We start from the raw sequence: 12,736 nt of genomic DNA on the forward strand, positions 1-12,736 counted from the left end.
TATGAAAAAAACAGTAAGTGGTTTAATGATCATTAGTCTTTTGACAGGAGTGACGGTTACCGTTCAAGCAGTCGATCAAGCAAAGTATGCAAGTAACGGTACGGTCAATTTTATACCTGATACGGAACCAATCGATCCAGTCAATCCAATCGACCCTGATCCAGACAAACCGGTTCATCCAACTAATCCAGATGGAACAGACCCAGAGCCAGGTACAAAAGGGCCATTATCGATCGACTTTGCTTCAAGCTTTGATTTCGGTATGAATAAGATATCGAATAAAACAGAAACCTATTATGCCAAAGCACAGACTTATGTAAATGACGATGGCACATTTTCGGATCTAGTCACACCCGATTATGTCCAAGTGTCTGATCACCGAGGAAATAATGCTGGTTGGACATTGAAAGTATGTCAAAACGGTCAATTTAAGAACGATGACACATTAAACAAAACGTTGACTGGCGCGGTAATCGAATTGCAAGATCCGGTAGTGAAATCAAATGCAGAGGGTGTAGCTGCACCGACTGCGATCACTGAAATCACCTTAGATCCAAACGGTGCAGAATCGATTGTACTAAGTGCAGGACAAGATGCAGGTTCTGGCACGTGGATCGAAGCATGGGGGGATAAAGTGGAGACAATCACAATGAAAGATCAAAAAAATAAAGACGTATCCTCAATGGTTACAAAAAGTGTTTCATTGACCATCCCAGGTAAAACGCCGAAAGATGCAGTCACGTACTCAACAACATTAACTTGGAATCTATCTGATACACCAGGAAATTAAGAATGGAGAAAATAAAAATGAAAAAATCACAAATGATCTTATTATCAACAATGTTATTAGGTGGAGTATTCAGCACAGTTAGCGTAGCAGCAGCTGATGGTGGAGAGTATACTTCAAACGGAGTCATCAATTATGTGCCAAATACAGAGACGACTGATCCAGTTGATCCACTTGATCCAGAACAACCAGTGACGCCAGTTGATCCAACAAATCCTGATGGTAAGCCAAATCCAGGTACAAATGGACCATTGTCGATCGACTTTGCTTCAAGTCTAGTTTTCGGTGAACAAAAAATCACGTCTAAAACGCAAACTTACTATGCTGCAGCGCAAAAATATAAGAATGCAAGTGATGTTGAAAAAGAAGGACCAAACTTTGTTCAAGTATCTGACAATCGTGGAACTGAAACAGGTTGGACATTGAAAGTAAAACAAAATGCACAATTCAAAACAGCGGAAGACCAAGAATTGACAGGTGCAAAAATCACATTATCAAATGGTAATGTCGTGACTGGTTCACAATCAGCAAAACCAACTGGCGTTGCAACTTTCAGCTTAGATCCAAGTGGTAGTGAATCATTGGTGATGAGTGCGAAAAATGGTGAAGGTGCTGGAACGTATTTGATGGATTGGGGAAATTCAGTGGATACTGCGAAAAATAGTATTGCACTAGAAGTACCAGGTTCAACGACAAAATACGCAAAAGCTTACCAAACAACGTTCACTTGGACGTTAACAGATGCACCAGGAAACTAATCGAATACAATCTGGTCAAGGCAAGAGTGAAAGAACTTTTTGTCTTGACTTAAAAAAAATTGGTGCAACGCAGTGATATTAGTTACCTTTGAAGGGATAGAACACTTCTGTCATAGCCTCGCCAACATCTAATTTATCAGGGAGTTAAAAATATTATGAAAAAAAGATTTATTCTTATTGTCAGCCTCATGGTTGCCATACTAAGTATGGTCCCAGTCCAATCAACTTTTGCATCAGAATTTAATTTTGCGGTTACCCCAGTGATTCCCGAAAATCAAATTGATAAAGAAAAAACATATTTCGATCTATTGATGGAACCTGACAAACAACAAACAATCGAAGTCCAATTACGCAATGACACAGACAACGACATCACGATTGAAACCACGATTAACAGTGCAACAACTAATTTGAATGGTGTGGTGGAGTATGGTGAAAATAAAATTGAACCCGATAATAGTTTAGTTTACAATTTAAAAGATTATGCGAAAGCAGAGCCAGAAGTGACGTTGCCAAAACATGCGGAAGTGACAGTGCCAATCACAGTCACTATGCCAGCAGAAAAATTTGATGGTGTCATGGCAGGTGGAATCACTTTTAAAGAAAAAACGGCTGACACACAGGACTCTTCTTCCGAAGATAAAGGATTAGCCATCAAAAATGAGTACTCTTACGTAGTGGCATTATTGATTCGTCAAAATATGACAGCGATCAAACCTGATCTCAAAGCAACGAAAGTGGAACCCGCACAAGTCAATGCGAGAAATGTGATCAATGTTCATTTGCAAAATCCTCAAGCGGTTTACTTGAATCAATTGGATGTAGCAACAACGATCACGAAAAAAGGATCAGCTGAAGTGCTGTACGAAAGCCAAGCCGAAAGTATGCAAATGGCGCCAAATTCTCACTTTGCCTACCCTATTTCTTTAAATGGTGAAAAGTTGGAAGCAGGCAAGTATACGATGAAGATGACTGCTTACGGCGAAAAAGCTGAAGATGGGGAATACAAGGTCAAAACTTCTAATGGCTCTGACGAGACCTATAAATATAAATGGGAATTTGAAAAAGACTTTGAAATCAAAGGCGAAGTTGCTAGGGAATTAAACGATAAAGATGTGACGATTGAACAAGACAATACTTGGATCTATCTATTATTCGGTGTCCTATTATTATTGCTTCTTTTACTTCTATTTATTTTTTGGAAAAGAAAAAAACAAAAAGATGAAGATGAATCTGAAGATAAATAATATCAATCCCTGATAAAAAAACGTCTGACTGATCAAATAAATAAGATCAGTCAGACAATTTTTGCTTGGAAACGTATGGTTTCACTTACTTAAAATGTCTAATCAAAAAAGGGTGAGAAAAGTGAAAAGACAAAAAATCGCTATATTAGGAACACTTTTGTTTGCGGCAGTCTATTTTGAATCTTCCATCTATATATATGCAGAAACAATCATTTATGATCCGTTGAATCCAACAGAAGAAATCCAAATTCAACCAGTTACTCCCCAACGTCCTGTACCGGATGGGAAAGAAGCAGAGGGGGAACACACCGAACAATCACAAGATCCTGCAATTATAAATAACGAAAAGCAGAAAGTTGAAGAACAACCACAAGCCGAATTACCGTATCAAGATTCTTCAATTCCTAAAAAAAAGCGGCCAAACAAAACAAGATTATTAGATCACCAGGGCGATATTATTAGCCAAATTGCTAGTACATCACGTAAAATAACCCTAGATGATGATTTTTTTTCTGATGATCACTTTCATAACCAAGTGATGTTGCCACAGTCGAGTGGTTCTGGCTCTGCTAGTTCAGATAATAGTCAGATGGCAGCAATGAGCTACTTATTTTCAGGTACGATACTCTATGGAGAAAAACCAGAAGGTAGAGGAAATCAAAATGTTCAAACTATTTTTAGATAAGCCAGCACAACGAAAGTTAGAGTTGCTACGTTATTTAGAAACAAAGCCACTTTTAATTGAAAATCATGAAAAAGTGCTAGAAGAATTGGATATCTCTTATTTTTTGCTGAATAAGTCAATGGAAGAATTGTCACATGATTTTTTGGAATATGGGCTAACGGATGAATTTCAACTATTTTTCGAAGGAAATAACGTTCGACTGATTGAGAGTGGTCGAGGGAATTCGACAATTTTAGGTGAAATGTATGTCCGTCATTCCTTTGGTTTTTTGATGCTACAAGAAATATTTTTTGAAACGTTCGAATCTGTCAATGACTATGCGATCAAGAATTATATCAGTCATCCCCTCGTCTACCAAAAGCTAAAAGACATGCGTACGAGATTAGCAGATAAAGAACTTACAGTCACAAAAAAATTCTTACTAAGTGGGGAAGAAGGCTCTGTACGTGGATTGGTGACGTTTTATTTCACCAAATTATACGGACGGGCTTATTCGGTTTATCCAACAGAGATCACAAAGCAAGTAGAAGAATTGATTCGATTCCTTGAACCGAAATTCGCTGCTTCTTTTACAGGTTTTAGTGAAACAAAACTCCAACATTTTCTTTCAGTCAGCTTGATTCGAATAAAGCAAGGTTGGCGAATGTCTGAGAATAAAAAAAGTCAATTGACATTCAATAAAAAAATGTTAGAAACAAATGATTTCTTTCGAAGCATACTTTCTTGGCTTGAAAAAGAGTCAAAGATTGCTACGGAAAAAGAGCTATTTAGCGAAGCGCAACAGATTTTTGCTTATCTTGTTGTCGAAGGAGCAATCAATGAGCCGGAACTTATTGAGGGAGTGAAACTAAAGGAAATACTTGTCTTGAATGACTTATTTCTTGAAGAACTTGGGCAAGCATTTATTCTTTCAGAAAATCAACTAAAAGAAATCAGAAGACAGCTGACGGTCTTGCATTTGAAGATCAAATATTTCAAAGAAGAAAATATTGATGACAATAACAACCTGGATGTCACTTATTTTTATGAAATGTATCCAGAATATTTTTTGTTTTGCAGAGATTACATTAAAAAACAAAAAAAGAACAAGCAAATTTGGCTCGCAAAAGAATTTTTATTTTTTAATTATGTGTTAGTGATGATGGATATATTACCCATCGATCAACAATTGAAACCGCTGCGTATTTGCATTGATTTTTCCTTTGGGCCACAATTTAATGCGTTGATCAAAAATAATATCCAAAAAATCTCTGACTTGAATATCATTTACCAAACGAAGGCCGATGATGAAACAGATCTACTCTTGACAGATAAAGAAATTTGTTCTTTTGGAGAAATGTTCCAAATCATTTGGTTAGTTCCTCCAAGGGCGGTCGATTGGGCTAATTTTACAAATCAATTATTAAAGATTCGTAGAAATAAAATAACTAAAATGAATCCGAATAATTGAGTACGGAGGGTGAGTGTGATTACCACTCATAACAAAAATGCTTGAGATCCCATTGGTTTGAATGAAAAAACATGATACACTACAGATATTGTTTTTTGAAAGGATCAGTGGATATGAAGGGTGCAATATTTGACTTAGATGGACTATTAGTTGATACAGAAAGAACTTATCGTGACGGTTGGCTATGGGGATTCAAGCAATTCGACATCGAAATACCTCAAGAAATCGTTGATACATGGGGTGGGAAAAATTGGAAACAAAGCTATGATTTGTTGATCAAAATGGCGGGAACACCGGAGATGGTACAAAAGGTTCGCGAAAAACGAGAAGAATATTTTTATCAACAACTGCATAGTGGCGCTATCCAATTAAAACCTCATGCAAAAGAAGTATTGAAAGAATTGAATGACCAAAAACTCATTCTTGGCCTAGCAACGACGACGGTAACAAAACGAGCAAGCAATATTTTGGATCAATTTTCTTTGAAGCCTTATTTTCATACATATACCTTTGGGGATGAAGTGTCTGAAAATAAACCTTCACCAATTCCTTATCTAACTGCGCTAGAGCGGTCGGGATTGACAGCGTCAGAAGCCTTTGCAGTGGAAGATTCTTTGGTTGGTGCGACCTCCGCATCACGAGCAGGAATGGGTGTTGTTCTGATTCCAGATTCAAGCTTTGATCGGGCTTATACCGAAAGAGAAAAAGCAGATTTATCGATCTTAGCAGAAGGTACCGATCTTTTGATCGTGTTGGAGATGTTAGAAAAACAAAAAGGAAAAAAATAAGCGGCTGGAAATCCAGTGCCACCAACGATTTTTTTATTTATCAACCGACTGAGTGCTTATTTTTTTAAATTTCTTGCTTGACTTTTTGTTTTCACTTAGATAAAGTGTTCTCAACAACAAAATATGGATTCGTTGATAAGGAAAGTAAACTTGGAAACTTCAAAGAGAGGCTCTGGTTGGTGGAAAGAGTCAAGTAAGAAAAGTTGAAAAATGGCCTTGGAGAATAACTTGTCGATAAGTAGGCAAGTTCGGAAATGTCTGACCGTTAAAACAGACAACCAATTTCTCGTCAAGAGATGTTGGATCAAGGGAAGGAAACTTCCGAATAAAGGTGGTACCACGATACGTCGTCCTTTTATCAGTAGATTTATGCTGATAAAAGGATTTTTTTTATATTTTTTGCGTTGAAATAGTAAGTACAAATACAAAAACCTTTAACAGAGAGCTTCGGTAGCTGAGAAGAAGCAAGGCGGCATGTTTGGAAAATGGCTATTGAGCAATTCACCCCGAGCAATATTGTGAGACGGTGACGGTCGCAACCGTTAACTTGCTAGAGTATGTTTGTACTCGAAGAGGAGTTACATGTAAGTGTAACTTGAACATGAGGTGGTAACACGCAAAAAGGCGTCCTCAAGAAAGTGATGAGTCATTTTCTTGAGGATGCCTTTTTTATCGTCAAACTGAAGGAGGAGTAAAAATGATTGAATTACAAGCAATAAATGTTTCTTTCCAACAAAAAGAAAAGACGATCCAGGCAGTGAAACAGGTGGATCTATCGATTGCTAAAGGGGATGTTTACGGGATCGTAGGTTATTCAGGTGCTGGGAAAAGTACGCTGGTTCGTGTCATGAACCTGTTACAAAAACCAACAAGTGGCAAAGTCATCATCAATGGAACAGAGCTAGGAAAACTATCCCCGAAAGAATTACGAAAAGAACGAAAATCGATCGGGATGATTTTTCAACATTTCCACCTAATGGAAAGTCGCACGATTTTTGACAACGTCGATTTCTCGTTGAAATATACGAAAAAATCGAAACAGGAGCGTCGTCAAAAAGTTAATGAGCTTCTAACATTAGTCGGGTTAGAAGAAAAAGCTACTGCTTATCCAAAACAACTTTCAGGAGGACAAAAGCAAAGAGTTGCTATCGCTCGTGCACTAGCCAGTGATCCGCAAGTATTACTTTGTGATGAGGCAACGAGTGCCTTAGATCCAAAAACGACCCATCAGATTTTAGCTTTATTGAAAAAACTGAACCAGCAATTAGGATTGACGATCGTTTTGATCACACATGAGATGCAAGTCGTTAAAGAAATTTGCAACAAAGTAGCTGTGATGGAAAACGGGGAAGTGATCGAACAGGGAAGTAGTGTTCAGATTTTCAGTGCACCAAAAGAAGTTTTGACACAAGATTTTATCCGAACAGCCACCCACGTTGACCAAGCATTAGAAACGATTCGCTCGCATCGTGCTTTTGCAGATCAGTTGACCAATAAATGGTTAGTGGAATTGAGTTATGTGGGCACACAAACGAATGAACCGTTGATCGCACAACTTTATAGCAAATACCAAGTCAGTGCGAATATTTTATACGGCAATGTAGAACTATTACAAGAAACCCCATTAGGACGATTGATCGTTACTTTATCAGGAGAGATCCATCAACGAGAAAAAGCCCTGGCTTACCTTATTGAATCCGGTGTACAAGCAACGATTTTACAAAAAAATGGCGCAAGTAAGGAAATGAAAGTGATTCAAGGAGGACGCTGATATGACCCATTTCTTAGAAACCTACTTACCCAATGTCTATTTGATACCCGATGAATTTATTGAAGCGACGAAACAAACGTTGTATATGTCTTTTTGGACCGCGTTGATCGGAGGCGCGATCGGTCTTGGTTTTGGGATCGTATTGGTTGTGACACGGCCCCAAGGATTGCTTGAAAATCGCTTGCTTTATGAGGTGCTAGACAAAGTCATCAATGTTGTCCGCTCGATTCCCTTTATCATTTTACTTTCTTTACTGGCATTGACAACTCGCTTTTTAGTCGGTACTACGATCGGTGCGAAAGCTGCTTTAGTCCCTTTGATCTTTGGTGTTGTGCCATTTTTCGCTCGACAAGTGGAAAATGCGTTGTTAGAAGTAGATCCTGGAGTAATTGAAGCGGCCGAATCAATGGGAACCAGTCCATTAGGGATCGTTTTTAGAGTCTATTTGATCGAAGGCTTGCCAGGAATCATTCGTGTCTCTGCATTGACGATCATCAATGTCATTGGTTTGACTGCCATGGCAGGAGCGGTTGGGGCAGGAGGATTAGGGAACCTAGCTATTTCTCGTGGCTACAATCGTTTTCAAACAGACGTGACCATCGTTGCGACATTGTTGATCTTGATTCTTGTTTTTTTAAGTCAATGGATCAGCAACTTATTGATCAAAAAAATATCACATTAAACTGGAGGAATCATCATGAAAAAATTCATTCGTTATACAGTACTCGCTTTTGTTGCACTTATTTGGTTGGCTGGCTGTAGCCAAGGAAATGCCGAAACAGACACAAACAAACAAACGACAGTAAAACTTGGGATCATTGGAGAGGACACTGACGTTTGGGATGATGTCAAAGCACGTTTAGCAAAAGAAGACATTGACTTAGAATACGTGAAATTTACCGACTATAATCAACCGAATGCTGCATTAGCGGATGGCTCGATCGACCTCAATGCTTTTCAACATCAATTCTTTTTAGACAATTACAATACGGAACACGGAACGGATCTAGTCTCGATCGGAAACACAGTGAATGCCCCCTTAGGGATCTATTCCAATACGATCCAATCCATTGATGATATCAAGGATGGCGCAAAAGTAGCTATTCCTAATGACGTCACAAATGGTGGACGGGCGTTGCTATTGCTACAAACAGCTGGTTTGATCAAAGTTGATTCAGCGAAAGGCCAAACGCCGACTACTTCAGATATCACTGAAAATACAAAAAACCTAGACATCTCTGAACTGGATGCCTCACAAACAGCTCGTGCATTGAATGACGTTGATCTTTCAGTGATCAATAGTGGTGTGGCAGTCGATGCAGGATTGAACCCAACGAGTGATGCCATCTTTTTAGAACCTGTCGATGACAGCGCGAGACCATATGTCAACATCATTGTAGCAAGAAAAGAAGATGAAAATAACGAAATCTATCAAAAAATCGTTGACACCTATCAAACGGAAGAAACAGCAAAAGTGATTGAAGAAACATCAAAAGGATCAAGCGTACCTGCCTGGGAAACATTTGGTAAAAAATAAAAAGCAAACTGGAGGAAGCCAATATGACAACATCTACTTTAACAACACATTCTTTTAAGGAAGCAATCCAGCAACGATTAGCTGAATATCAAGCATTAGCACTAGATATCCATGACCATCCTGAGGTAAGTAATTATGAGTTTTATTCCTCAGATACCTTGATCAAACAATTAGAAAAAGAAGGATTTTCTGTCACAAAAGATGTTGCTGGTCATCGAACAGGATTTGATGCTCGTTACGCTTCAGGAAAACCAGGACCAACGATTGCTTTTTTAGCAGAATTTGACGCTTTACCAGGTATTGGTCACGCTTGTGGTCATAACTTGTTTGGCACCTATTCTATATTAGCCGCAAGTGTTTTACGTGAGCGCATCACTGAGATTGGTGGAGAGATTCGTGTCTATGGTACTCCTGGAGAAGAGGGAGGCGAAAACGGTTCGGCAAAAGGAAGTTTTGTCCGAGAAGGTTTTTTTGAAGATGTAGACGCTGCACTATGTGTCCATCCCGCATATCGTTACGGCAAAACGACAGAATCATTAGCGAATGATCCGGTGGATATCAAATTTCATGGTGTTGCTTCCCATGCAGCTGCCGCACCAGATAAAGGAGTGAATGCCTTAGAAGCGTTGATTCAAGTGTTTAATGGAATCAATGCGTTGCGCCTGCAATTGCCAAAAGACGTCAATATCCATGGCATCGTTACGGATGGTGGAGTTGCTGCGAATGTGATTCCTGAATATGCAGCGGGTCGCTTTTACTTACGAGCAAAAAATCGTCAGACATTGAATGAAGTGTATCAAAAAGTCGAAAATATTGTGAAAGGTGCGGCTTTGAGTACGGGAACAAGTTATGAATTTGGGTTGTTCCAAAATTCTGTCGATGACGTGATCGTGACACCTTCATTTGATGCGCTGTTCTTCAGCCATGCGAATGCAGCAGGTGTACCTGATGAAGAAATTGAAACAAAAGAACAGACAAGTCTAGGTTCTTCTGATGTTGGTAACGTGAGTCATGTGATTCCGACGATTCAACCAACTGTCTCGATTTCTGATGAATATATCGCCGGTCATTCTGAAGAATTTAAAGCAGCTGCTCGCAGTGAAAAAGGACTAGCTTCGATTGCAATTGCTGCTGAACTATTGGCAAATACTGCGTTAGATCTATTTGAAAAGCCAGAACTTCTAGATAAAATAAAGCAGGAGCATCAAGCAATCCTTGCAAAAAAATAACGGTAAATGATGGATGGGTGAAAGGTCTAAATCGTGATGAATCAAAACATTTTTTTTCAGAAAAAATACATTTAGATTGACAAAATGGATAGATGCAGGTAAACTTCATGAAAGTTCACTTTTCACCCAGTAGTAGTTTTGGTGTTCTGTTCAGAAAGTCGGTGGTTGCTGCGAACCGACCAAGCCAATTCTATGAATTACAGGAAAAGTTTTAACAATTAAATCATTCAAATCAAAGTGAAAAACAGATCTGTTTTTAATTAAGGTGGTACCGCGGAGAAATTCGTCCTTAGTTGAAAACAGATCTTTTTGTCTTTTTTAGGGAGGAAACGCAGATGAATTGTGGCGGAGTCATTCGATATCGAAGCTTTTTTAAGACGTAACAAACTTAAAAAAGGAGAATGGATATGGAAAAAATAAAAAAACCTAGTTTTATAGAAGCAGTGAGTGTGTTAATAATTATTGTTGCAACGATAGCAGCCGGAGTAGTTGGCTTTAAGATTTCACCGAATATTGCAATTTTGATTGCTATTGGTATGGTCATGGTCTACGCAGTAGTGAAGAAACAGCCAACCGATCGATTACATGAAGGAATCATCAATGGACTCAAACCGGGGATCATCCCGATCTTTATCTTTATTTTAGTCGGCGCATTGATTGCGGTCTGGATCCAAGCTGGCATCATTCCAACGTTGATGGTCTATGGCTTTAAAATCATTAGTGTTCCCTGGTTTGTGCCTTCAGTTTTTGTTGTATGTGCCATTGTCGGCAGTGCAGTCGGTAGTGCCTTTACCGTCATGTCAACCATCGGTATCGCCTTTTTCGGTATCGGCACAACGTTGGGATTGAACCCCGCATTAGTTGTCGGTGCCATTGTTTCTGGAGCCGTTTTTGGAGATAAGATGTCGCCATTATCTGAATCGACAAATCTGGCAGCAGCAATTGTTGATGCGGATCTATTTAAACATATCAAACATATGATGTGGTCAACACTTCCGGCATTTATTGTTTCTTTGATTTTGTTTGCATTTTTAGGACATACAGATAAAGGTGCTAGCTTGACAGAAATCCAAAATGTAACAACTATTTTAGAAAACAACTTTACGATTTCAATCTGGTCTCTAATCCCTTTATTCTTGATGCTAGTTTGTGCTTGGAAAAAAGTTCCAGCAATCTTAACGATCCTGTTGAATATTGCCGTAGCAGTTGGAATGATTTTTATCCAAGATCCAAGCACTTCCTTCTCAGAACTAGCGACAGTCCTTGAATCTGGTTTTCTATCTGAAACAGGAAACGCGCAAATCGATGCGTTACTTAGCCGCGGTGGGATCGAAAGTATGATGCCTACAGTTTCCTTGATTATTCTGACGCTTTCATTAGGCGGGTTATTGATCGAATTTGGCTTGATCTCTACAGTCATGGAAGTGGTATCGAAGAAAATGACGACGACACCTAAACTGATTTTTACGACATTAATGACAAGTATTGGTGTCAATCTGTTTATCGGTGAACAGTTCTTATCTGTGATCTTACCTGGAAATGCGTTCAAAGAAACATACAAAAAAGCAGGACTTGATTCAACTGTTTTGAGTCGTACCTTAGAAGATGGAGGGACAGTCATCAATTACCTTATTCCTTGGGGGATTGCCGGTAGTTTTGTTGCCAGCACGTTTGGAATACCAACGATGACCTACTTACCATTTGTATTTTTCAGTTTACTTTCTCCCGTTTTTTCGATGGTCAGTGCGATTACTGGTTTAGGTATTGCAAAAGATCAAGAAAAAAATGAAACATTGAACGTTGTGAAAGATACGCTATAAAAAAATCAAAAAAAACAGTCACCAGTATAATCAGGCGGCTGTTTTTTTTTGACAGGAATCATTATTTATACATCAATCCAATCGATCAATCAATTCCTTCATTTCATCGATTTCTTTTTCTTGTGCTTCAATGATTTTTTCTGCTAATTTTTTGACCTCAGGATCTTCTATATCGGCACGTTTACTCGTTAAAATAGCAATCGAATGATGAGGGATCATTGCTTTCATCCATGCCACATCACCAACTGTTTTCTGGCTACGGACCATGAACAATGAACCGCCAAACACCAATAAGCTGATCGTCAAGATTGCGATATTCAGCTTTTTATGTTCATACATCTTCCACATGAAAAGTAACATGATGATTGCCATCACAGCACCCATCATCAAGGCCATAAAGACCCGTGTACGACTAAAAAAGACATGTTCAATCGAATAAACATTCAGATACATCATTCCAAACATTATAATCGTTGAAACAATAATCATTAATAAAAATTTCCCATACTTTTTCATAAATATAACCCCTTTATACTTTGTTACAAGACTATCATCTCAGCAAAAAATACATAAAGCAAATGAAGTGCATAGCAAAATGATCGAGCAAATTTTTTAGCTGCGATGCTTATAAAAAGCCAGGAATATTAAAAATCAAGTGAATGAC

Annotated in this window: 12 protein-coding genes and 2 other annotated features; of the genes, 11 read left to right on the top strand and 1 reads right to left on the bottom strand. The window is 38.6% G+C overall.

Annotation, left to right across the window (positions count from 1 at the left end):
- The first annotated feature begins 1 nt into the window (after position 1).
- The 11 genes from P3R27_RS01485 (at position 2) to nhaC (ending at position 12,072) form a co-directional block, all read left to right on the top strand.
- Positions 2–790, top strand: coding sequence for a WxL domain-containing protein (locus P3R27_RS01485; RefSeq protein WP_034686733.1), 789 nt, complete (start codon positions 2–4; stop codon positions 788–790).
- 17 nt (positions 791–807) lie between these two features.
- Complete coding sequence (locus tag P3R27_RS01490; protein WP_034687207.1) at positions 808–1,545, top strand: WxL domain-containing protein; 738 nt, start codon at positions 808–810, stop codon at positions 1,543–1,545.
- Between the two features lie 155 nt (positions 1,546–1,700).
- Positions 1,701–2,792 carry a WxLIP family cell surface protein gene (locus tag P3R27_RS01495; RefSeq protein WP_034686731.1) on the top strand — a complete coding sequence of 364 codons (1,092 nt, stop codon included), beginning with the start codon at positions 1,701–1,703 and terminating at the stop codon, positions 2,790–2,792.
- Positions 2,793–2,913: 121 nt separating this feature from the next.
- Positions 2,914–3,477 (top strand): hypothetical protein, encoded by a 564-nt coding sequence (locus P3R27_RS01500; RefSeq protein ID WP_034686728.1) that lies wholly within the window; start codon positions 2,914–2,916, stop codon positions 3,475–3,477.
- Entirely contained in the window at positions 3,455–4,927 is a 1,473-nt protein-coding gene (locus P3R27_RS01505; protein WP_126134261.1) for a helix-turn-helix domain-containing protein, read from the top strand. The genes P3R27_RS01500 and P3R27_RS01505 overlap by 23 nt, the downstream gene beginning before the upstream one ends.
- Before the next feature lie 113 nt (positions 4,928–5,040).
- Positions 5,041–5,715, top strand: coding sequence for an HAD family hydrolase (locus P3R27_RS01510; RefSeq protein WP_126134260.1), 675 nt, complete (start codon positions 5,041–5,043; stop codon positions 5,713–5,715).
- Positions 5,716–5,838: 123 nt separating this feature from the next.
- Positions 5,839–6,073, top strand: a binding site (T-box leader).
- A 37-nt stretch (positions 6,074–6,110) separates the two neighbouring features.
- Positions 6,111–6,350 (top strand) — a binding site (T-box leader).
- Positions 6,351–6,412: 62 nt separating this feature from the next.
- Entirely contained in the window at positions 6,413–7,486 is a 1,074-nt protein-coding gene (locus tag P3R27_RS01515) for a methionine ABC transporter ATP-binding protein (protein ID WP_034686722.1), read from the top strand.
- Position 7,487: 1 nt separating this feature from the next.
- On the top strand, positions 7,488–8,168 hold the full coding sequence (locus P3R27_RS01520) for a methionine ABC transporter permease (protein WP_034686720.1): 681 nt from the start codon (positions 7,488–7,490) through the stop codon (positions 8,166–8,168).
- 15 nt (positions 8,169–8,183) lie between these two features.
- Positions 8,184–9,023, top strand: a complete 840-nt coding sequence (locus P3R27_RS01525; RefSeq protein WP_034686718.1) for a MetQ/NlpA family ABC transporter substrate-binding protein — start codon at positions 8,184–8,186, stop codon at positions 9,021–9,023.
- A 23-nt stretch (positions 9,024–9,046) separates the two neighbouring features.
- Positions 9,047–10,252 (top strand): M20 family metallopeptidase, encoded by a 1,206-nt coding sequence (locus P3R27_RS01530; RefSeq protein ID WP_034686716.1) that lies wholly within the window; start codon positions 9,047–9,049, stop codon positions 10,250–10,252.
- A 407-nt stretch (positions 10,253–10,659) separates the two neighbouring features.
- Positions 10,660–12,072: a Na+/H+ antiporter NhaC gene (gene nhaC, locus P3R27_RS01535; RefSeq protein WP_034686714.1), complete on the top strand. Its 1,413-nt coding sequence runs from the start codon at positions 10,660–10,662 to the stop codon at positions 12,070–12,072.
- Positions 12,073–12,144: 72 nt separating this feature from the next.
- Here nhaC and P3R27_RS01540 read toward each other — a convergent pair whose 3' ends face one another.
- Positions 12,145–12,588: a DUF305 domain-containing protein gene (locus P3R27_RS01540; RefSeq protein ID WP_034686711.1), complete on the bottom strand. Its 444-nt coding sequence runs from the start codon at positions 12,586–12,588 to the stop codon at positions 12,145–12,147.
- Positions 12,589–12,736: the final 148 nt, after the last annotated feature.

Origin of the sequence: Enterococcus spodopteracolus (assembly GCF_030441955.1) — a bacterium.
GTDB classification, from domain to species: domain Bacteria; phylum Bacillota; class Bacilli; order Lactobacillales; family Enterococcaceae; genus Enterococcus_B; species Enterococcus_B spodopteracolus.

Excerpts from the sequence above, each read along its gene's own strand:
- P3R27_RS01525 (WP_034686718.1), top strand. The coding sequence starts at position 8,184 with ATGAAAAAATTCATTCGTTATACAGTACTCGCTTTTGTTGCACTTATT.
- P3R27_RS01510 (WP_126134260.1), top strand. The coding sequence starts at position 5,041 with ATGAAGGGTGCAATATTTGACTTAGATGGACTATTAGTTGATACAGAA.
- P3R27_RS01505 (WP_126134261.1), top strand. The coding sequence starts at position 3,455 with ATGTTCAAACTATTTTTAGATAAGCCAGCACAACGAAAGTTAGAGTTG.
- P3R27_RS01485 (WP_034686733.1), top strand. The coding sequence starts at position 2 with ATGAAAAAAACAGTAAGTGGTTTAATGATCATTAGTCTTTTGACAGGA.
- P3R27_RS01490 (WP_034687207.1), top strand. The coding sequence starts at position 808 with ATGAAAAAATCACAAATGATCTTATTATCAACAATGTTATTAGGTGGA.
- nhaC (WP_034686714.1), top strand. The coding sequence starts at position 10,660 with ATGGAAAAAATAAAAAAACCTAGTTTTATAGAAGCAGTGAGTGTGTTA.
- P3R27_RS01540 (WP_034686711.1), bottom strand. The coding sequence starts at position 12,588 with ATGAAAAAGTATGGGAAATTTTTATTAATGATTATTGTTTCAACGATT.
- P3R27_RS01515 (WP_034686722.1), top strand. The coding sequence starts at position 6,413 with ATGATTGAATTACAAGCAATAAATGTTTCTTTCCAACAAAAAGAAAAG.
- P3R27_RS01530 (WP_034686716.1), top strand. The coding sequence starts at position 9,047 with ATGACAACATCTACTTTAACAACACATTCTTTTAAGGAAGCAATCCAG.
- P3R27_RS01495 (WP_034686731.1), top strand. The coding sequence starts at position 1,701 with ATGAAAAAAAGATTTATTCTTATTGTCAGCCTCATGGTTGCCATACTA.
- P3R27_RS01520 (WP_034686720.1), top strand. The coding sequence starts at position 7,488 with ATGACCCATTTCTTAGAAACCTACTTACCCAATGTCTATTTGATACCC.